The 23,342-nt window shown below is 30.2% G+C and carries 16 protein-coding genes; 6 read left to right on the top strand and 10 right to left on the bottom strand.

The features are described from left to right. Window positions 1-364: 364 nt before the first annotated feature. From HGI79_RS00540 to HGI79_RS00530, 3 genes are all read left to right on the top strand, one after another. Window positions 365-1,798, top strand: a complete 1,434-nt coding sequence (locus HGI79_RS00540; protein ID WP_241428103.1) for a hypothetical protein — start codon at window positions 365-367, stop codon at window positions 1,796-1,798. Between the two features lie 504 nt (window positions 1,799-2,302). After that, window positions 2,303-3,682, top strand: a complete 1,380-nt coding sequence (locus tag HGI79_RS00535) for an FxLYD domain-containing protein (protein WP_185648766.1) — start codon at window positions 2,303-2,305, stop codon at window positions 3,680-3,682. Between the two features lie 14 nt (window positions 3,683-3,696). After that, on the top strand, window positions 3,697-4,833 hold the full coding sequence (locus HGI79_RS00530; protein ID WP_185648765.1) for a S1C family serine protease: 1,137 nt from the start codon (window positions 3,697-3,699) through the stop codon (window positions 4,831-4,833). A 166-nt stretch (window positions 4,834-4,999) separates the two neighbouring features. Here the strand turns inward: HGI79_RS00530 and HGI79_RS22610 are convergent, their stop codons facing one another. Beyond that, window positions 5,000-5,116, bottom strand: a complete 117-nt coding sequence (locus HGI79_RS22610; protein WP_241428102.1) for a YARHG domain-containing protein — start codon at window positions 5,114-5,116, stop codon at window positions 5,000-5,002. Window positions 5,117-5,268: 152 nt separating this feature from the next. On the opposite strand from HGI79_RS22610, the gene HGI79_RS00520 reads away from it, so the two are divergent. Beyond that, window positions 5,269-6,093, top strand: a complete 825-nt coding sequence (locus HGI79_RS00520; protein WP_185648764.1) for a MerR family transcriptional regulator — start codon at window positions 5,269-5,271, stop codon at window positions 6,091-6,093. A 74-nt stretch (window positions 6,094-6,167) separates the two neighbouring features. Here the strand turns inward: HGI79_RS00520 and HGI79_RS00515 are convergent, their stop codons facing one another. The 3 genes from HGI79_RS00515 to HGI79_RS00505 all read right to left on the bottom strand — a co-directional run bounded on the left by HGI79_RS00515 (window position 6,168) and on the right by HGI79_RS00505 (window position 7,698). Then, window positions 6,168-6,473 carry an MTH1187 family thiamine-binding protein gene (locus tag HGI79_RS00515; RefSeq protein ID WP_185648763.1) on the bottom strand — a complete coding sequence of 102 codons (306 nt, stop codon included), beginning with the start codon at window positions 6,471-6,473 and terminating at the stop codon, window positions 6,168-6,170. 290 nt (window positions 6,474-6,763) lie between these two features. Beyond that, complete coding sequence (locus tag HGI79_RS00510; protein WP_185648762.1) at window positions 6,764-7,189, bottom strand: HepT-like ribonuclease domain-containing protein; 426 nt, start codon at window positions 7,187-7,189, stop codon at window positions 6,764-6,766. Next, window positions 7,186-7,698, bottom strand: coding sequence for a nucleotidyltransferase domain-containing protein (locus HGI79_RS00505; RefSeq protein WP_241428100.1), 513 nt, complete (start codon window positions 7,696-7,698; stop codon window positions 7,186-7,188). The genes HGI79_RS00510 and HGI79_RS00505 overlap by 4 nt, the downstream gene beginning before the upstream one ends. A gap of 618 nt (window positions 7,699-8,316) precedes the next feature. On the opposite strand from HGI79_RS00505, the gene HGI79_RS00500 reads away from it, so the two are divergent. After that, window positions 8,317-8,901: a hypothetical protein gene (locus HGI79_RS00500; RefSeq protein ID WP_185648761.1), complete on the top strand. Its 585-nt coding sequence runs from the start codon at window positions 8,317-8,319 to the stop codon at window positions 8,899-8,901. Between the two features lie 116 nt (window positions 8,902-9,017). Next, window positions 9,018-9,827: an HAD family hydrolase gene (locus HGI79_RS00495; RefSeq protein WP_185648760.1), complete on the top strand. Its 810-nt coding sequence runs from the start codon at window positions 9,018-9,020 to the stop codon at window positions 9,825-9,827. Here the strand turns inward: HGI79_RS00495 and HGI79_RS00490 are convergent. The 6 genes from HGI79_RS00490 to HGI79_RS00465 form a co-directional block, all read right to left on the bottom strand. After that, window positions 9,799-9,969 (bottom strand): hypothetical protein, encoded by a 171-nt coding sequence (locus HGI79_RS00490; protein ID WP_185648850.1) that lies wholly within the window; start codon window positions 9,967-9,969, stop codon window positions 9,799-9,801. The genes HGI79_RS00495 and HGI79_RS00490 overlap by 29 nt on opposite strands. Then, window positions 9,966-10,919 (bottom strand): enoyl-[acyl-carrier-protein] reductase FabK, encoded by a 954-nt coding sequence (fabK, locus tag HGI79_RS00485; RefSeq protein ID WP_185648759.1) that lies wholly within the window; start codon window positions 10,917-10,919, stop codon window positions 9,966-9,968. Before fabK ends, HGI79_RS00490 begins: the two co-directional genes overlap by 4 nt. 237 nt (window positions 10,920-11,156) lie before the next feature. Further along, complete coding sequence (locus HGI79_RS00480; RefSeq protein WP_313885160.1) at window positions 11,157-12,920, bottom strand: AMP-binding protein; 1,764 nt, start codon at window positions 12,918-12,920, stop codon at window positions 11,157-11,159. Between the two features lie 156 nt (window positions 12,921-13,076). Continuing rightward, window positions 13,077-13,469, bottom strand: coding sequence for a hypothetical protein (locus tag HGI79_RS00475; protein ID WP_185648757.1), 393 nt, complete (start codon window positions 13,467-13,469; stop codon window positions 13,077-13,079). Window positions 13,470-13,478: 9 nt separating this feature from the next. Beyond that, window positions 13,479-13,886 (bottom strand): FMN-binding protein, encoded by a 408-nt coding sequence (locus tag HGI79_RS00470; RefSeq protein WP_185648756.1) that lies wholly within the window; start codon window positions 13,884-13,886, stop codon window positions 13,479-13,481. Between the two features lie 56 nt (window positions 13,887-13,942). After that, window positions 13,943-23,314, bottom strand: a complete 9,372-nt coding sequence (locus tag HGI79_RS00465; protein ID WP_185648755.1) for a type I polyketide synthase — start codon at window positions 23,312-23,314, stop codon at window positions 13,943-13,945. Window positions 23,315-23,342: the final 28 nt, after the last annotated feature.

Raw genomic sequence — 23,342 nt, 5'->3', positions numbered from 1 at the left:
CCAGATTTTAAATATTCTATTATTTCTGGGAGTGCTGTAACTGTATTTGATAAATCCCCTTTTTTCTGCTAACACAATGCTGCAGATATAAATACCACTATTAGTGGCTTTTTAAATCTGCTACTCCCCACTGTTTCACCATCTCTCCTTTTAATAAATTTTTACCCCTTCGACTATCAGCATCTTTTTACATTAATTATAAGTTAAATCTTCTAAAAGTGGAATAAAATATTTTTCTGTTGTAGTATAATTTAAGCGTAAATTCACATACTAATAAGTTTTATTGTGAATTAAGTAATAATGGTATTACTTAATATATTTAAAATGTGCTTTTATAAAAACTTTGCTGCTGAGGTATATAATTATGAAAAAAACTAAAAGATTATACTTAACTTTATTTATTATTTTAATGATTTTATTGGGATACACGTGTGCTTTTAGATTTTCCAATAAAAATATTGTACAATCCCCTGCTCCAAATAACATAGAGAATTTACATAATACAAAAAGTAAAATTTCTGATGAAATCCCAGTGTCTGTTTTAAAAGTTTTAAACTCTTATGATGACCAAGATTCTAATACAGATACTAAAAATAAAGATTTAAGAAAGTTTCCTTACCCATATGATGCAATGTTAGCTATATGCTCTGATATTGACGATACAACTTCTGAGGAGTTTAGAACTTATCATAAGTTTCTAAATACAAAAGCACAAACTCCCTACGGAGAAGGTTTAGGACTAGACATTGGAGACTCTATGTGGCTATACATGGCTGACAATATGAAAGGTAGTGTAGATAAGTATGGCAACAGCATTGAAAATACAATGACCTTTTTCAAGGGTACGGATAAGACACAGAAACATGATGCAGATGAAATAATACATTTTATTAATGCTGGATGGATAGACAGCCTTCACACTTTCGGTGACTTTTCAACAGAAAATGAAAAAAGCACCCTTTTTAACAGGAAACTAGCTGTGGATGCCTGGGAAACATATAAATCAATAAATTTTAAAACACAAGTTTGGATAAATCATGGAAATACCTCTAATGAACAAAACTTTGGTGCTTATGGCACAACAAAATTCATGAGTTATCAGCAAGGAGATAACCCTAAATCACCTCATTATCATACAGATTTGACTTTAGGTAATGGCATAAAGTATGTTTGGAATTCTATATCTGACTATAGCTTTGGGCAGGACTACCCACTTTATGAAATTACATTAAGAGATAATAAAAAGGTTTGGGGTTTTTACAGATATACAAATAATTTAACAAATGGTAAAATTCACTGGACTTGGACTCCTGAAAATATTTATCGTCAGCTAACTCAAGAAAATTTGGATAATCTAATAAAAAATAAGCAATACTCCATAGTAGCACAGCATTTTGGAGTAGATGCAGAGAATTTGTTTACAGAAGCAAACATAAAATCCCTTAGAAGGTTAAAGAACTATGAATCCAATGGTAAGATACTGGTTGCTAAAACTTCAAGACTTTTAAACTATGCTAATATCCATAAATATGTAACATATAAAAAGGTAACTGAAGGTGGTAAGACATATATAAATATAAATTATATAAACGATCCTATCTTCGGTAAGTTCACTCCTACCTTAGAAAACATTAGAGGTTTAACTTTCTACTGTGATGATGCTGAAAACACAGCATTATTGTTAAATGGAAGCAATATAAGTGCAGACGAGCTTCAGATAAATCCTAAAGACGATACTGGGAAGCTTAGTATATCTATTAAATGGTTTACTGCTGATTACACTGATTATACTACATGATTTATGGGAACTTTATTGGTAATTTACAAAACACAAAACAGTCCAAGTCTTATTAAACCAATTAGGTTATTATACTACATATATAGACAGGATATATAACAGTTCCAATATGACAAACTTAATAGGCTCTGTTTTAAACAATTGTTCATTAGTGAAAGTATTGATGTTGTTTAATTTAAAAGACTTGAATTTAAGAAAACCACCGCATTTACGTAAATATGCGGTGGTTTTCTTTTAATGCTACTTTCTATTTTCTCTTTCTTTTGTATATCATTGTTTAGGTTTTTTTGTTTCATGAAATAACACATAGAAAATTATGGTTCTTTACACAAGTATCTGTTGTTCATACACAAGATAAAATCTTCTGTGCTTTTTTAATTCTTTAGCTTTAATATTTATTAGTTTTTAAATACCGAAGGCATTAAAATTCTACAAGATACCATAAAGTAATCCAAATAGGCATAAATTACCACTGTTTTTTTATATTATTATTGAAGGGTTTTTATGAAATGTATAGAATACATAAAAGAATACAGACAGAAAAGAGGAGGAATGATCGTGTTTTGCTATAAATGTGGAACAAAACTCGAAAATGATGCCATTTTTTGCAATAATTGTGGCGCAAAAGTAAAAGAAAATTCTAATAATGAAGATCTTGAAAAAGATAATATACAGGTATTTAAGGAGGGCTTTACTAAAAACCTTATAGAAAAAGATGAAACTAATGTTAACCAGGAAGATCAAACTATTGTTATGGACAAAGTAATTGTGCTTCCAGACTATAAAGAAGAAAATAACAATGTTATAAATACCTATGAATCAGGACAATCCATTAAGCAAAACAGGAAAAAGATACTTTGGTTAATTCCCCTAATTTCTCTAGTAGCTGTTGCAGCTTTAAATTTAGGATTTTACATCTATGAAACTAGAGTTACTGCAAAAGTTGAAAACATGCGTAAGCAAGCAGAAGATTTGGCCCTTGCGGGTAAAATTTCAGAGGCTGCCACCATAATAGATAAAGCTTTAGCTTTAAGACCAAATAACAAGACACTTGAAGCAAACAAAAATTTTGTTAAGGATGGCCAAAGTGTTGAGCAGCATATAAATAACGTTGAGGCCTTTATAAAAAAACAAGATTATACCAAAGCTTTAAATGAACTGGATAGTGCCAGGAAAGCCATTGCAAATAGTAATGGAGCTTTTTATGATGTGCTTAAGAAAAATATAGAAAGTAAAAAAACAGGAGTAACAGTTCTTCAGATAAAAAGTGAAATGAATAATAAAAACTCTATTGAAGAGCTATCAGCACTGTTTGCTAAAATATCTGCATATAATGTGAAAGAAGCAAAGGATACAGCAGAGGCTCTTAAGACAAAGATAGGAACTGTAGCTTATAATAATGCTAATGAATTTTTAAAGAAAAATGACTTTTCCAGCGCTGAAGCGGCTATAGAAGATGGCCTAAAATATGATGCTAGTAATAAAAAGTTGATATCTTTTAAAAGCACAATTACAAAGCATAAAGAGGATTTTGAAAAACAAGAGCAGAATAGAATTGCACAAGCTATGGCAGCTGCTGCACAAGAAGATAAGAGTAACAGAACTAATGCTGTACAGGTTGTTGAAACCAACGCTTCTGTAAATCAATATGGTGATCTTGTTGTAAGTGGAAAAGTAAAAAATGTAGCTACAAAGCCCATAAGTTCTGTACAAGTATATTACACAATTTATGATGCTAATAATAAGGAGCTTGGTACAGATTATGCTTATGTATCTCCGAATTATCTTAACATAAATGATACAGGAGATTTTCAAAATGTACAATACGGAGTACCAAGTGGACATCATATAAAGGTTACTAGAATGACTTGGTATTTAAGATAGGAGAGAATTAAATTATGGGGAAAAATACAAAGTTAATAATTTCTGTATTAAGTTCTATATTAATAATTATATGTGGAATCATAGGAGCCTTTTTTATACATAACTCCATGAGTCATAAGGTCTCTGCTAACCCTTCTAAACTTGCTGATATGGATTCTTCTAAATCAAATGAAGTAAAGAATAAAGATTTAAAAACAATAATACATGAAAGTCAGAAACTGGTAGTTTCTATAGAAGCTGAAACTGGAGAAGGTACGGCACTAGGTTCAGGCTTTTTTTATGACGATAAAGGCGATATTATTACTAATTCTCATGTAGTAGGAGATGCATCTACTGTTAATGTAAAAATGGCTGATACTACAATATATAGAGGAACTGTTATAGGAAAAAGTTCTACAACGGATGTAGCCTTAGTAAGAGTTGCGGAGCTAACAGGTAAAGAACCTTTTAAAATAGCAAAAGCCAAAAATATGGAAGTGGGAGACGAAGTGATAGCTCTTGGAAGTCCTTTAGGTCTTCAGAATACAGTAACTACTGGTATTATAAGTGGTGTAAATCGTGATTTTAATATAGAAAACTATGCATATAAGGGAGTATACCAAATATCAGCTCCTATATATCCTGGAAATAGCGGAGGACCTTTGCTTGATAAAAAAACCGGGGAAGTTTTAGGTATAAATTCTGCAAAAGTGGGTAAAGAAACCATAGGATTTTCTATTCCCATAAATCAGGTTTTAAGTTTAGCAAACAGCTGGGCTGCAAATCCATCTGTTTCATCAACTAAATCTGAAGTTAGTAATTCTAAACAAAAACAAAGTTTGTCAGAACAGGATGCAGCGTATTTGGTTTCTTATTTTTATGATAGCTTAAATTCTCAGGATTATGTTACAGCATATTCGCTTTTAGGTGCAGATTGGCAGACAAAAACATCTTATACAGACTTTAGAAAGGGATATCTAAACACTATATCAGTAAAAGTAGAAAATATGACAATTTCAAAAATTTCCAACGGTATGCAGGTAGTTACTATCATAGACGCTACTGAAAGAAATGGTAATAGTACTAAGTTAAGTAAGTATAGCACTACATACAATATATCTAGAGAGAACAATATGCTAAAGATTGTTCATGGAGAAGCTAAAGGTATTTAGGAGAAAGGGAAGGTTTTTTCTGCCACAGTGGCAGAAAAAACCTTCCCTGTTCTGTTCCCTTGCTACCTGATTATTTTTTTTCATATTTTAAAATTAACTGCACATTGTATTTTTCAGCATCATTTAATCCTTCATTACCGCCCTTAAAATTTGAATCAGCTTTGTACTATGATTTCCCATTAAAATAGCTTTTATATGGATCTGTTTGAAAAACATATCCATGTCTTGCAAAAATTTCGTTTCTAACTAGAGCTAGCTCTTCCTTACTTAAAAAAGTACACAATCTCCGCCTTACTTATTTCCCTTTTTATTCCCATTTCTCTTTTACAAGCTATAAAATTTTCTATAATTATAAAATATGTATTGACTCTCCTCCTATGGAAGGGTTTATCATCAAATTGTAACTAAAATATGTGCACATAGGAGAGGTTATAAATGTTTAAAATAGGTGATTTTTCAAGACTTAATAAGATTTCTGTAAAGGCCCTTAGATATTATGATGAACTAGATATATTGAAACCTATGAAAGTAGATGAACAAACAGGTTATAGGTATTATTCAGCCAGTCAGCTTCCCAGACTAAACAGAATCCTTGCACTAAAAGACTTAGGGTTTTCTCTAAATCAGATATCTATAATGCTTGATAATAACTTTACCACAGATACCGTAATTTCAATGCTAAACATAAAAAGAAACGAGATTGAAGAAAACATCAAAAGTGAAGAAATCAAGCTTTCCCGTTTACAGACATTAATTAGTAAAATTAAAGAGGAGGAAAATGTATTTATGTTAAATTATGATGTTATTATAAAAGAAGTAGATTCTCTAAAGGTTGCCTCAATAAGAGATATAATACCTGACTACAGCAAACAGCACCATTTATGGCAGGAACTAATGAGTCACTTAGGTAGGCATAATATAAAAGTTATCCAACCTTGTGTTGCAATCTACTATGACCCTGGATATAAGGAAAGTGATGTTGATATTGAAGTATGTGAGCATATCATAGGCAATGCCCCAGAAACTGATAGAATAAAAGTCAAGGAGCTAGAAGCTGTAAAGGAAATGGCATGTGTTATACACAAAGGAAGTTATGAAAATTTGACAAACGCATATACTGTTCTCCAAAAGTGGATTGAAGATAACAACTATAAAATTGCTGGAGCAAATAGAGAACTTTATCTAGAGGGAGAATGGTCAAAGCATAGCCCTGATGAATATATAACGGAAATACAGATTCCTGTTACTAAATGCTTATAAATTTAATTCAGATGAAGCTTAAGCTTCATCTGACTCCTAATAAGTTACGTGTTCTTCAGACCAATTACTTTTATTTACTTATCCAGTTTTTCTTTTACTGAATTTAACTTTTGACTCATTGAGGCTTCTTTATCTCTTCTATCGTCTATTTTTATTGAAGTAATAACTCTCATAGCTCCACTTTCGAAGGGTACTTCATGCATTTTTCTTATTACCTCTAAAATGGTATCTAAGTCACCTTCAAATACTGTTCCCATAGGAGTAAGTTGATATTTGATACCCTTCTCATCATTTAATATTTTGTGGCAGTCAGCCACATATTTACTAACACTTGTAGAACCTGTTCCTACTGGTACTATTGTTGCCTCAGCAATAGCCATGCAAATCACCTCCAAGTTATTTACTACTAATTTAATTTTACCCCACTTTGCCACATTTTTTCACATTAATATATATTTTTTAACCCAGAGAATTATATTAAGTATCTATTGATCTAAATTCTGGAAGCTTTTCTTTATTCAAATATTTTCCAGCTTCAAACATGTATTGTTTTAATAAAACTGCACATATTAACGTAGCAGTTCAGTCAAGACTTATATATATACTCTTTAAATGTGGTATATAGTCCAGGCTCTGTTAGTTAATACTAAAATAAATCTTCATGATTCTATTAATCTTTAATGTACTTCTTTGCTAACTCTAGTACACTATTAAATTTATCTATATTACTATCAATAAACTCTAACAATTCTTCTCTAGAAGGTTGCTTATATCTATGAAAGATTCTGTTTCTTAACAATCTAGCCTGATTTAAAAAATAGTATATATCTGAATCAATTATGTTATTATTATTCAGTATTAATAATGAATTCTTCATATCAATACCTATTTTAAACTCTCCTAATTCCTTTAATGTCATAGAAGTTAAATTTTCAACAGTAATAAAAAAGTCTGCAAAAATTTGCTTCAATCCAAATTCAATAAAAATGGTTGTCTTATTTTCTGGAGTTGATTTTAAAACCTCTTTACAGTCTTGAATATTTTTTATAGATTCAGACATATCTTCAATTATATTTAATAGTCTTTCTTTATTCATGATAATAAATCTAACCTCCTAAAATAAAAGAAATTCTCATTTTCTCTATAATACTTTTCTACTTTGTATATCATGTCTTCTAAGCTCTTGTTTTCATCAGAAGAATATACACTTCTTCCAGTATTTAATATACTTATTTTAACGAACAAATCTAAATTATCACTATTTAAATCTACTACATCGATATACCGATCTAACATATCTTCTAATAACAATTCTAAGTTTAATATATCATTTAAATTCAGTTTCTCATTTGATAAAATTGCTATATCCACATCTGAGTCATCATTAAATTCATCTCTTAGAACAGTTCCAAAAACTAATATATTATTGATATTTAATGCATTAATAAATTCCATAAACCCCCTAGATTTTGATATTTTTGAAATTACTAACTGTGAATTGCCCATATGCCTACCTTCTTTCCCTATTTTAATTTTATTTTTACTTTCTACTTCTACTTCACTTACACCAATTGATGTACACAAATATTTACTATAATATGACATTGTTGAATTAGTATATTTAACAATTATAAGTATTCTGTTAGATTAGTAATTAAAATCAAACCCATTTTTTCCCACACAAACATTACTCACTTCAACTTTTATATAACAATTTGGGTTAACTTTAACTTCAGTTACACCTATAAGGCTAATAAATTAAAAACCACCAACTAGCTAAATGACACTAATTGGTGTTCAAACAAATCCCAACCCATCTGAATCTGAATCTGAACAATTACACTCTATTTGAATTGCCATCACCCTTTCTGCTTCATAATAATTACTTAAACTATTATGGATATTTAATATTTATAATATAGTTAGTACTGAAACTTAGTTACTACTATTGGTTAATACTTATACAAAGCTTGTACACTCTTTATAAAGAATATTTTTTATAATATTAATATGTGATTTGGGATTTATTGTAAGAAGTTCTATTTACTTCTTATATATATTATATCGTAGCCTTTGTCAGAATACAATATACTTTTTGAAAATTCAGAAAACTTATTTTAGTGTCTGTTATTTTTATCTATATAGCTATGTAATTTAATAGATGTAAATAATTCTTTAAAAAATAGACAAACACCTTTAAAAATTATAGAATATACTAATAAAATGAAAGGTGGTGAAAAAGCTGCTGCTGACTTTACAAATATAATACAGGAGTTATCTTTGTATAAACACATTTGTGCATATTTAAAGCAGCAGAATTTTATGGATATAGTAAAATTGATTTCAAATCTTCCCAAAGTAGAGCTACATTGCCATTTAGACGGTAGTGTAAGACCAGAAACAGTACTTGAAATATCAAATAAGGAAAATATCCTACTACCGAGTAAGGATATTTTAGAATTGGAAAAGCATTTAAAAGTACAAGATCAATGTACATCATTAAAAGATTATCTTAAAAAATTTGATTTAGTTTTAAAAGTAATGCAAAAACCAGAATATCTTTATCGCATTACTTTAGAATTATTAGAGGATTCATATAAAGCTAATGTTAAATATATTGAAATTAGATTTTCTCCTCAGCTTTTTATCAACGAAAAAATGGATTTTCACGAAGCTGTAAAATCCATAATAGCTGCTGTAGATGAAGGTAAAAAAAGATTTGGTGTAATAGCTAAGTTAATACTTATATGCATGAGACATCATTCTTTAGAGACTAACATAGCAATTGTAGAACAGGGTAAGGACTAATTGCATGAAGTTAAGCAATAATAAATACATTTTTACTGGACAATTTGAGTTTTTAGTATAAAATCTAAGTATATAAAGTAAATATTTTATTTAGTACTAGAAAGATGGAGAAGGATATGGATAAAAAATTTCAAGGTTATTTATTGGTTTCAGATATGGATGGAACCCTAATTGATAATGATGGAAAAATCTCTGAGAAAAATATTAAGGCTATAAACAGCTTTGTAGAGCGAGGAGGAATATTTACACTGGCTACAGGCAGGATGGTGGAATCAGCAAGAAGATATCTACACCTTATTAATATAAATATTCCCGTAATATTATACAATGGCACAAAGATTTATGACTATAATAAAGAGGAAACTATATACGAACTGTTTTTAGAAGATAAAATTAAAAGCATTATTAAGCAGATAAAGCAGTATGATGCTTCTTTAGGAATAGAGATATACTGTGAGGAAAATGTTTGTATTTTCAATCACTGCAGGTTTACAAAAAGATTTGATGCCAAAAGACCTGATGTGTATTATGATATACCTGAAAGATTATGGAACACAAATTGGACAAAAGTTTTAATATTAGGTGAAGAAGAACAGATAGATAAGCTGGAGGAAGACTTTATTTCTATTTTTGGACAAGTAAATTTAGTTAGAAGCGGAGAAAACTTTTTAGAAATATTACCTCAAAATACTTCAAAAGGACATGCTTTACACAGGCTGTGTGAAATGATAAATATAGATATTTCCAACACAATTTCAGTAGGCGATAACATGAATGATTATGAAATGCTTAAGAAATCAGGCTATGGATTTTGCGTAGCAAATGCGAATAAAAAGCTGTTAAATGAAATAAAATACAAGTGCAGTTCTAATGATAAACATGCTATAGAATATGTGGTTAAATGGGCTGAAGAAAATCTAAACTAAGGTAGTAATAAAAAGTCGCCTTCAATATTGGGCGACTTTTTAATTCCTGTCTATCTTTTCCATAGGCTATAAGTTTTGCAATCATAGAGTCGTAGGTTGGTGGAATAACATATGCTTGAACTTCATCAGTTCCTTTCTTCATTTGGTACATAATCCCAAGGAATATATCATCTTTAATTTTCTCTCAGCTTCTTCAAACATCTCTGAAATTATTTCACTACAAGACTGTTCCTTACATACAAGACCTGATATTTGACCAGCCATTACAGAGCCTAAATCTACATCACCATCACGAGTAGCTTTAGGCAAAGCCCCTCTTCCTAATTCTTCATATTTAAAAATCTCTGCATTCTCTTTTTCAAGAAGTTGAAATTGTCTTGTTAACTTATTTCTTAAAACACGTACAGGATGACCTGTTGGTCTTCCTGTAACCATAGTATCTATATCCTTAGCTGATATAACCTTATCTTTATAGTTCTGATGAACTGTACATTCTTCAGCAACCAAAAATCTTGTTCCTACTTGAACGCCTTCTGCTCCTAACATAAAAGCCGCTGCAATACCTCTGCCATCACCAATTCCGCCTGCTGCTATTACAGGTATATCTACTGCATCTACCACTTGTGGAACAAGAGCCATGGTAGTTAATTCTCCAACATGTCCACCTGATTCCATACCTTCTGCTATTACTCCATCTACACCGCTTCTTTCCATTCTTTTTGCAAGAGCTACTGAAGCTACTACTGGTATTATTTTTATGTTATGTTCTTTCCACATTCCTATATACTTTCCAGGATTTCCTGCTCCTGTTGTAACAACCTTAACCCCTTCTTCACAAACAATCTTAGCTACTTCTTCAGCATTATCACTAAGAAGCATTATGTTAACACCAAAAGATTTATCTGTAAGTTTTTTTGCTTTTCTTATCTGCTCCCTAACATAATCAACTGGCGCATTTGCTGCTGCTATTATTCCAAGACCACCTGCATTTGATACTCCTGCTGCTAAAGAACTATCTGCGATCCAAGCCATTCCACCTTGTATTATAGGATATTTAATTCCAACCATATCACAAAACTTTGACTTTATCATTATTTCTCACCCTCCTCATTGCTCAATTGAGAAGTCAGACGAATTAAGTAAACTATACCCTAAGTCTACTGACTTTTTATGCTATATTTATCCTTAGAAAATCATAAAGCTTATCCAAAAATTTTTAAGAAATGATTTTCCATATATTATGTCACTGGTAGCAAAGATTCATTTTTTATTAAATTATAAAACTCTTCAAAATTAAAAACTTTAATTTCATCTGGAAAATCTCTACTATTACTCTTTAGTGACAGCACATTGTTCTACTGCTTTTTTATCAAGTATTTCAACTATTTTATTTATTAAATGTTCAAATTCACCATTTTTGTACATTTCAATAAGTTTAAACCTTTGTACCTTACCACTTGTAGTCTTAGGTATAGATTTTATAGGAATTACTTCATCAACATTCACTCCGATTTTGTCATTAATTACTTCCCTTATATCCTTTATAAACATTACAAAATCTTCAATTTTCTTTTTAAATAACATAAATACTATTAGTTTTTCTTTTTCATCTCTTTCATCATATAATCCACATGCAACAATTCTCCCACTGATTATTCCTTCTATTTTTTCACTTTCTTTTTCAATATGGTGTGGATAATAGGTATTCCCATTTAATAAAATTATATCTTTTGCTCTTCCTGTAACCACTATTCTTTTATTTTTTATAAAGCCTAAATCACCAGTATTGAGCCATCCATCTATACTAATTGCATTTTTGGTAGCTTCATGATTATAATAATAACCTTGTGTAACATTATCGCCACTAATTTGAATATAACCAACTTTACCTTCATCTAAAACATCACCGAAATCATCAACTATTCTTATATTGCAATGTTTTAAACTATAACCCTCATTTACGAATTCCACAGCTATTTTAGAATCTATATTCCTTTTTAATTCAACAACTTCTTGTCCAACACCTATAGAATCTCTTCTAACATAAACACATGAAAATTCTTCGTCTGGAGGAGGGAAAGCAACAGCTAAACTAGCTTCTGCCATGCCATAAACAGGATACATAGTTGTTCTCTTTAATCCATTTATTTTTAATCTATCTAAAAACTCATTAATTATATCCACTGAAATAGGCTCAGCACCATTAAATATTTTTCTTACACAACTTAAATCCCAATCTGGATAATCTTTATCTCTTAAATGATCTAGGAAATATCTAAATCCAAAATTCGAAGATGTAGTAATGGTTGCTCTATGTTTATTAATTTTTTTTAACCATAAAATAGGATGCCTTACAAATAATGAAGTAGACATTATGAATTGATTAATATTTAAAACCAAAGGCATCATGTGACATCCTATTAACCCCATATCATGGGTTAATGGCATCCAACTAAACATGGAATCTTTGTTGCTACCATTAAACCCATCTATAATATCATTTATATTAGTTAATAAATTTTTATGAGTTAAAATCACACCTTTTGAATCACCAGTAGAACCTGAAGAAAATTGTATAAATGCTATATCATCTGGCTTAACATCTTCTATTTCTCCCAAATTATCTTCTCTCATAATTCCATCAATATTTATGGAATTACCTCTTAAACTTTCAAACTCTCTAGATAAACTGTTATCTTTTGCAAATTTCTCTAAATTTTCCAGTTCTCTTTCACCAATAATTATTTTTGGGTTTTTTAACTGGCTAAATACTTTAAATACTTTTATTCTATTTTCATTATAAGTAACACTAATAGGAACAGGTATTATTTTACCTAATAGGCATGCCCAAAATACATATAAAAACGACTCATTATCTTCATCCTTTATTTGTAATACTAATTCATCACCTGCTTGAAGTCCACAAGCTTGAAGATTATATAAAACATATGAACATTTAGTATACAAATCGTTATATGGAATAAACTTCTCTTCATTTTCACTTTTTATTAAATAAATACCATTCTGTGAATTATTTATATGTAATTCAACTAAGCTCTCTATTAAAGTAACCGCATTACTCAATTCTATCACCTACTCCATTATTTTTAAATTTTACTTTATACAAAATATATTATTTTAAATTATGATTTTGTTATTTTTTCATTTTTTCAATAAAATACATTAAATAAATAAACAATTTTCTTATTGGTATTGTCAATCAATTTAAAAGAAAATACAAAAATTTATTTATGACAACATAATATAAGTAATAATGTGAAATAAAATAGATAATATAAAAATTATAGTTAATGTTATATGAACACTTATCCAAAAATTTTTATATTTAAGATACAATATTTTAGAGTATTTCATTACTATGCCAGATGCTGTTATTAAAAGCATAGAAAATAAGCATATGTAGCCAGCAGAGAATTTAATTTTGTATATGTTGCTACCTACGTGGATAATAGCTAATATAGTTGAAATAATGGCAAATAAACAATGTCCATCTAACAGTTTCTTTCTATTTAATGCCTTATTAACCTTATGTATTTTTATTCTTTTTAACAAACTATAACTACAGCTTAAAGTAAAAAATACAAATGCTATCAACCCTATTAACCAATCTTTTATAACCATTTAGACCTCCTAATTAATTTTTTCATTTTTCAATGCATTTTCTATGGATTTTAAAATAACTTTACTGCTATTAGTAGCACCTGAAACAGCATCTACTTGTAATGTTTGAGCCTTTACAACTCTTTCTGGTATTACTTCTGCACTTTTTCCTTTTTCATTTTTATGTTTTACTAGCTTAATATCAGTAATTTTATGATTTTTAACTGTAATACTTGATTCTGCACTAATAAATTCTGCATCAAATGAACCAGTATAGATTCCATCTTTAACTTTGGATAAATCTACATTACCTATTGATATTTCTTTAATTGTCTTCTGATATTTTTGTAAAGATAATAAATATTTAACACCAAAAATTCCTCCTGTTAAAACCGCAATAAAGAATACAGATAGAACAATTTTTTTCACATTATTCATACTTCTTGCTCTCCTTTTAAAATTAATTTACCAATAAAAGTAACTCTTATATAACCTTAATCCAATTTGAAATCAAAGCTTAATTTTTCGTAAGAGGCCCTCTTTTCATTCTTACTTAACATTGGTTGACTACTAATTTTTACTAGTCCAACTAAATCAATATGCTGTTTTTCAATCTCACTATTAAGCAGCTTATTATTTGTTATATCTACTTCAATTGATTTACTTAATTCACTAAGTGCCTCCATATCATTAAAGGAAACTTTATATTCGGCATACTCAAAAGGATATGTTGGTAGTGGGGATTTTATAATATCTTTTGGATATATAGATCTAGGATTATACCCTACCCCTATAACATATAGTTTTGCTAAAGCTATTAAAAATGCTTCCTCAGAGTTAACTGTGATATTTTCATAAATAAGTGTCCCTTGTATGCCTAATTTAGAAATTTCACCCAATATATTATTTGAATTTCCTAGGTATATTAACACTTCATTTTTTCTAATTAACTCATTGCATTTATTACAAAGCTTATCTTCCTTCAATGCTTTCTTAATAAATACTAAGGTTTCTTCATCATTAGGAATTATACCTATAGGAGTTACAACAGGACATTTAACATATAAATTATTAGCTTCTTTACGATGTTCATTTTTATAATTTATATTTTCTATAATTATATTAATAGCCTGATTAATACTAATTTTTCCTGTTAATGCTGCAGCACTTAAAATACCAATGCCTTTTGCAATTATACTTTCAAGCTTTATTCCTAAATCAATTAAAAGTAGTCCTAAGGAGTATTCTGCTGAAAAAATATTTATTTTCTCATGTAGTTCATTGCTTGTTAAATTATAGCCTTTAACATTTTCATATTCTTTTAGACATTTGCCATAAGCATTATTAAAGGCTTCAAATCTTCCCCTTAATTTGTCAACTTCCATTGAACTCAGCACTAGAGTACCATCCAATAATAAATGACTTAGTGTTTCTCTATTAGGATTTGATCGTCCATTATAAACTTCTTTTTCTGTTTTTCCACACTCTATGGATTTTAATAAATTCAATAGATCTTCTTTACTCTTTACCACTAATGCACTTTTATAGGCTAATTCCTTCTGTCCATTATTCATGCTAACACATAAGGATGAAAGTGTTATTTGCGAATTATTTTCTATATAATCTCTTAGCTCTTTAGCTAAACTTTTTATAACATTTTCGTTTCTACCTGTTAATTGAAGCAGATATGTGCCTTTTTCATCCTTCGGAATATTATTGAAAATTCTTATAGGCGGCTCTTCTATTACTATATGAGCATTTGTTCCTCCAAAACCAAAGGCATTTACTCCCGCTCTTAATGGCTGCCCATGATTTGATTCCCAATTCATATTTTCCTTACTAACTACATAGAAAGGAGTATTCTCAAAATTAATATTAGTATTAGGATTTTCATAGTTAACCGTATGCGGAATCTTTTTGTGCTTCATTGCAAGAACAACCTTTATTAAACTTACAAGTCCAGATGCTGCTAACATATGTCCTATTGAAGATTTAACAGAACCTATAGCACAGTAACCTTTTTTGTTTGTAAATGAACTAAAAGCTTTCGTCATACCTTCAATTTCAATAGGATCTCCTAAAGGTGTACCAGTACCATGAGTTTCCACATATGATACCGTTTCAGGATTTATACCAGCATTCATATAAGCCTTTTCTACAGCTTCTGCTTGTCCCTGAGGTCTAGGTGCTGTTATTCCTTGAGAACGTCCATCATTGTTAATAGCTGAGCCTTTAATTACAGCGTAGATATTATCTCCATCCTTTAACGCCTTTTTTAAAGGTTTAATTAATATAGCACTAACTCCTTCAGATAAAATCATTCCATTTGCATCTTTGTCAAATGGACGACATTCTCCTGTAGGTGATATTGCATTTACCTTACTCATGCATACAAAAGGTATAGCACTTAAGTTAAGATTTACCCCGCCAACCACAGCCATTTCACTTTGTTTTGTTCTTAAATTTTCACAAGCTAAATGTAATGCAACAAGTGAAGATGAACAAGCTGTATTGACTATTAAACTTGGCCCCATAAGATTTAGACAATGGCTTACTCTAGCTGCTACTTCATTTAATCCATTTCCTGCAACTGCATCAGCTTTTAATTCACCAGGCTTCAATACATCAATTAACGTAGACATTAAAGACTTTCTCTCAGATGCATCAATATTTTTAAACCATTGACTCTTTTCCAATTTATCTTTTAATATCATGTAGGTGCGATAATTTGAAAAGTGTTCCATATAATTATTTTGCTCACAACCAACAAATACTCCTATTTTATTAGTTTTATATTTCCCACCATATCCCGCTTGTTGTAATGCTTCCCATGCTACTTGTAAGAAAATTCTTTGTTGTGGATCCATAGCCTCTGCTTCATTTGGTGAAATTCCAAAAAAGAAAGGATCAAAATCATAAGGCTTATCTATAAATCCACCACATTTTGAATATGTTGTATGTAAGGAATCTCTATTTGCATTCCATTCATCTTCTATTGACCATCTTTCTTCTGGAACCTCTTTTACTACAACCTTGCCATTTTTAAGAATATCCCAGTACTCCTCCAAGTTATTTGCTCCAGGTATTCGTAATGAAATACCTATTATGGCAATATCCTCATTTTCTTCATCTAAAACTATTTCTTTTATTGTTTTATCTTCAGCTTTATTTATTTCAATTCCACTTTCTGTTGTAAAGTATGTGCTTTCTATATAATTTGCAAGTGACTCTGGAGTTTGATACTCGAAAATGAGAGTAGGATAAAGTTCTACATTTAAAACTTTACTTAACCTTTCCATTGACTTCATTGCACCTACAGAGTCCAATCCCATGTCCAAGAAATTCATTCCTATATCTAATTGATTCAAAGATACATTTAATTGTTCTGATATAACTTGGTATACGGCATTTTTTATTTCTTTTGCCTCTAAGTAGGAAATGGTTCTCTTTTCATTTTCTGTACTGCTTACAGCCTTATATTCTGTTTCACCTCCTTTTAATGGTTTTGCTTCAATTAAATCTATTACATGAACAGTATGCTCTCCATTTACTCCCAGTGCTCTTGAGAAAGCATTAACAGCTTTTTGTGGTTGAAGAGGGTTTAACCCCTGAGCTCTAACTGCATCTATAGCGGATTTACCAAAAATTGAACCCATGCCCTTCTCATCCCATAAGGAATAATTTAATGCTATAGTTTTACCAGCTGCATTTGCATTTTTTCTATAATAGGTGTATGCATTAAGAAAAGCATTTGCTGCTGCGTAATCCCCAAGCCCATCTGACCAAACCTTCTTAGTTGCAGATACTGAGGAAATCATAACAAAAAACTTTAAAGGTTCTTTTCTTGTTACTAAATCTGTTACAATAGTACCTTGAACTTTTGGAGAAAATACTTTTTTAAGTATATTTATATCCTTATTCAATAATTTAAATGCAGAATAATCTAATACTCCTGCTCCATGAATGACACCATGAATGTCCCCAAACTTTTCATGAATTCTATGGACTAGCTCAGTCATTTCATTTTTATCAGTTACATCTACTGATACATACATGACATTAGCTCCAAGCTTTTCTAACTCCAATATTAATTCTATTCTTTCCTTTGCAGAAGCATTATTAAGATCTTTTTCCCAAAGTTCTCTTTGTGGTAATGAACTTCTACCTGTTAATATCAAATTAACCTTTGCTTCCTTTGCTAATTCTTTTGCAATATCTCCTCCTAGAGGACCTGCTCCTCCAGTTATTAAATAAGTTTCTCCATGGTTTATTTTCAGCTTGTCACGAGAAACATCTAAATGAGCTATTTCACGTACAAATCTCTTATTAGCTCTTATAGCTACAATGCTTTCTTTATTTACCTTCTTCGTCAGTTCATTAAATAATTCTTCTACTAACTGAGCTTCAGATTTATATTCATCTATATCTATATCAATTATTTGAGTACTAAAATTACTGTTATCTTGGTCTATAGCCTGAGCTAAAACCGTTGATAAACTTTGATGAGGACCACTAGAAGTAGATTTTTCATCAATAAATTGTGCATTATTTGTAACTACAACCAAATCAATTTTATTATTTGGATTAGTTCCAAGTGCTTGTGCAATATTGAATATACTATATGAAGTTTCATAAAGTATTTTATCTGCTAAAATAAGACTTTCAGGTTCCACACTATAATGATTAATATTCCAAAGATGTATGATTGTAGATACCTGACTAGGTAGTTTTTGTAATAAACTAGCATAGTCTTTTTCATTTTCTGGATTAATAATAAAATTATTTTTTCCATCATAATTAAACTCTTTACCAGCTTCAATAAAATATACAACATTTTTGTTTGCATCAAAGCTTTTTGCTATTTGTCTACCTATACCTCTACCATCTGTGAAAATTGCTACAGCTCCCTCTTTAACTTTTTTTGTTTCAAAATTTTTATCTTCATTCCACTGCCATTTGTAAAACCAATTATTTGGAGCGTAGTAACTTATAGAACTATTACCAAACTTAGGACCATAGTCCTTTCTTTGAAATGGATAATTAGGCAATTTAACTCTGTTATATTCAAAATTCTTCTCAAAAGCTTCCCAGTTAAACTTTGCACCTAAGCAATATAGTTTACCGATAGTTCCTAAAAACACCTCCCAATTACCTCTTTTACGATCAAGCATAGGTAACACATTTGCTTTGCTCTTTAATAAAATCGGCATAGCCATACCTGTTAATATCTTATCTGGTCCTGCTTCTACAAAAATATTTATTCCTTTACTTTGAATAAATCTAATGCTTTGCTCAAATTTAACTGGCCTTAAAATATGCTGCAACCAATATTCTTCATCTAATGGCTTATCTATAAATTCAGCAGTTATATTTGAAACAATAGGAATCTTAGGTGAATTAAACTCCACCCCTTCCATTTCCTTTTTAAACTTTTCCAACATAGGTTCCATCAAAGGTGTATGGAAGGCTTGTGAAACTTTAAGCTCCTTACATACAATGCCTTTCTTTTCAAGCAAGCTTATAAATTCATCTATATGCTCTTTTCTACCTGACACAACTTGATGATTTCCATTATATGCTGCTATCCACACATCTTTATTAAAATCTTTAATTAACTCTTCAACACTATTACCTGATGTAAATACCGCTGCCATAGCACCAGAACTTTTTAAATCATTCATTAGTCTTCCTCTAGCTGATACAAGTCTTGCTGCATCCTCTAAAGTAACTACACCAGCAACACAAGCTGCTGCCCACTCACCAACACTATGTCCTAATACACAATCTGGTTTTACTCCCCAATCCATTAAAAGCTTTCCTAATACATAATCTAATGTGAATACAACTGGTTGAGTAATATTAGTTTGTGCCAGGATTTTTTCTTCTGCACCTTCACCAAATATTAAATCTGTTATTTTTTCATTAATATATGGATAAAAAGCCTCAGAACATTGATCTATATATTCTTTAAATTCTGGCAGCTCATTGTATAATTCTCTTGCCATTCCTACATATTGACAACCCTGACCTGTAAACATAAATGCAATATTGGGTGAAGCTTCTGAAAGCGTATCTTTTAAAACTATCTTTTTAAGTTTTTCAATTAACTCGTCAATACTGCTTGAAACTATAGCTAGCCTATGTTTAAATTTAGTAGTCTTGATATTTTCCGTATAACATATATCACCAAGAGAATAATCTTTATGTTCTTCTAAAAACTCACACAAGTTAATAGCTTTTTGTTTTAGAGCCTCCTGAGTATGAGCTGTTAAAGCTAAAACATGTTTTTGCCTCATACTTTTATTATTAGAAATTTTATTTTCTTTAACAGGAGCTTCTTGAACAAGCATATGGCAGTTTGTACCACCAAAACCAAAGGAATTAATTGCAGCTCTTCTCTTTCCTTCTTCATTAATCTGCCAATTCTTTGCTTGATTTATCAAATAAAATGGAGTTTTATTAAATTTAATCATTGGGTTCGGAGTTCTTAAATTAACGTTTGGCGGCATCTTTTTATTTTTTAATGCCAAAACTATTTTTATAAAACTAGCAATACCTGCAGCATTTAAAAGATGACCAATATTAGATTTAACAGAACCAATAGCAATGGATTCATTTTTAGGCTTCCAATTGCTAAATGCTTGAGCTAAAGCTCTTACTTCACTTGGATCCCCTATCTTAGTTCCCGTTCCATGAGCCTCCACATACTGGATTTCACTTGGATCTATGTTATGCTTTGCATATAGAGCTTCAATTACACTTCTTTGACCATCAGGATTTGGTGCCATAACACCTATGGAATGTCCATCATTATTAACTGCACTACCTTTAATAACTGCCAAAATTTCATCATTATCAGCTAATGCCTTTTCAAGTGGTTTTAGCATAACAAGCCCTGCACCTTCTCCTGGAACAAAACCATCTGCTTCAGCATCAAATACTTTTGACTCACCAGCTTGAGATAAGGCACCTGCACTGCTAAAAAATATATATGGAGTAGGAGTTAACAATAGATTAATTCCTCCAGCGAAGGCCATTTCACACTCACCTCTTCTTATTGCCTCTGAGGCTAAATGAAGAGTTACTAGAGAAGATGAGCAAGCAGTATCTAAAATCAAACTAGGTCCTTTAAAATTAAATTCGTGAGATGCACGAGCAGCTATCATATTTAAAATATTATCTACTAATAAATTTGGGTGATTTTCTGTAAATCCAAATCTACTTTTCCATTCTTCTATGAATGAATTCTTCTGCTCCTCTGACAGCGTCATAAAACTATTGAATTCCTTTATATTGTTCATATTAAGTGTATTAAGGTGATATTCATAATAACCATTAATACTTGCTCCAATAAATATTCCTACATTTTTTCCATCAACATGTTTTTTTGAATAACCAGCATTTTCTAAAGCCTCATATACTAATTCCAATATTATACGCTGCTGCGGATCCATAATTTCAGCTTCTTCTTCAGGTATATTATAGAATTCTGAATCAAAAGAATAGGGGTTATCAAGAAATGCTCCAGTTTTACAATAAGTTTTACCTAATATTTTATTGGAGCTATAATATTGATTTACATCCCAACGATTATTAGGTACTTCTGTAATATTGCTTTTACCTTCTACTAAGTTTTCCCAAAATTCATCAAGATTATTTGCTCCTGGAAAACGGCATGCCATTGAAATTACAGCAATATCCCCTATATCAGAACTTGCATTATCCTTTGATTTCAAGCTTTCTTTTAAGTTTTCAGTAATTACAGCTTCATTGAATTCAGGTAATTTCTTATTATAATATTCTAAAAGATAATCCTTCATTTCATTTATAGTTCTACAATTAATTAATATGTCATGACTTAAAGTTATATTAAACTCATCTTCTAAATAACTTAACATCTGTATTGCTTTTATAGAATTACCCCCTAAAGCAAGAAATGGCCTATCATAACAAATTGCTTCTTTTGGTAATTCTAATACTTTAGTCCAAATACTTTGTATTTTTTCTAGATAATAATCCTTATCTATAACTACCTTTTTATCTTCCTCTAAAATTTTCTCATAATTTTCATCCTGATTTTCATCCTGATTTTCATCCTTTGCTATCATCAATTTATATGCTGGATAAACGCTATTAACATATTCATTATTTTGAAAAGCTTTCATCAATGCAAAACGCTGTATTTTCCCACTAGACGTTTTAGGAATGGAATCTACTAAAACTACATAATCAATATTCATTCCAATTACTTCACTAATAAAACTAAGTATCTTAGAGTAAAACTCTCTTTTTACAGATAAATTAGAAAATAGAGCAACCTTCTCTTTATTTTCTTTTTCATCCAGCCATCCACAAACAGCAATTTTACCTGGCTCTACACCATCCAACCCCTCAATTCTAGCTTCTATATCATGTGCATAAAAATTTTGACCATTGACAAATATAATATCTTTCATACGACCTGTAATACTTAACCGTCCATCTATTACAAAACCCATATCTCCTGTCTTAAGCCAACCATCTTCAAAAAGTTCATTAGTTAATTGAGAATTATTTAAATATCCTTTAGTTATATTTCTTCCTTTAATTTGAATTTCTCCTATAGTTTTTTCAGGCACAACATTTCCATGAGAATCTACAATTCTAAGTTCCATACCAGCTACTAAACAACCTACATCTGCTAATAGTAAAGAATCTTTGTTGCTTTCCTGAATTTTTTCTATTATTTTGTCACTCACCATTTTTCTGTGACTAATGCAGTGAGATAAATGTTCTGCTTCCACTGGTGAAAGTGTTATACATAAGGAAGCTTCTGCCATACCATAAGCTAAATTCATACTTGATTTTTTTAAACCACAACACTGTAGTCTATCTAAAAATTTATTTACTAACGGAATAGATATAGGCTCTGCTCCATTTATAATAATTCTTAAAGAGCTTAAATCCCATGATTTTATATGTTTTTCAGTAATTCCCTGCAAAAGTAGTTTATATCCAAAATTGGGTGAACAAGTCATTGTTACTTTATGTTTAGAAACTAAGTCCATCCAGAGAGTAGGCTTTTTGATAAACATTATGGCAGGCATATTTATTACTTTTGCTGCATTTGCAATTTGTACAATATGAAATCCTATTAAACCCATGTTATGACTAAAAGGCATCCAGTTTAATATAATATCTTTAGAACTTAAATTAAGTGCTGAAATAATAGCTTCAGTATTTATTAGAATATTTTCATGAGTTAGAATTACCCCTTTAGGATTATTGGTAGTACCTGAACTAAATTGTATAAATGCTGGTGATTCAACGTTTGCTAAATTTAATTTACCCTTTATATCGCTTTTAACTACCTCTTCAGTTCCCAAAATTCTCATATCTTTAATATCTGATGAAGCTTTAAATGAGTCGTAATTATCTTTCATTTTTTCATCAACAATAATAGCTGGTTTTTCAAGTGAATTCCAAATTTTTATCATTTTATCAAAGATAGCATTTCCTTTAGTAAAAGATGAAGGATGAGTAAGGGGAACAGGTATTATTCCACCCAATACACAGGCCCAAAAGTTTATTACAAAATCCACATTTTCATCTATCATAAACATTACATATTGTCCTGATTTAACACCTGCCTTTTGAAGTGTTCCTAATGCTAAATATGCCTTATCTAAAATTTCCTTATAGGACAAATAAAGTTCACCATAATCATTATTTATGAACAAAATACCCTGATTATTTTTATTTTCTGCTGCTTCAATTAAAAATTTTCCAATATTGCCTTTTTTATAATAAATATCTGATGTAGGATTACTTTTTAAGTGTGACAACTTAATGTTATCATCTTTGATTTTATTTACCTTATTACTCATATTATTCCTTCCTTTAAATTAAATTTTA

This window comes from Clostridium sp. DJ247, assembly GCF_014231265.1.
Note: the sequence above shows the minus strand (reverse complement) of the source record. Positions and strands in the feature narration are given on the sequence as shown.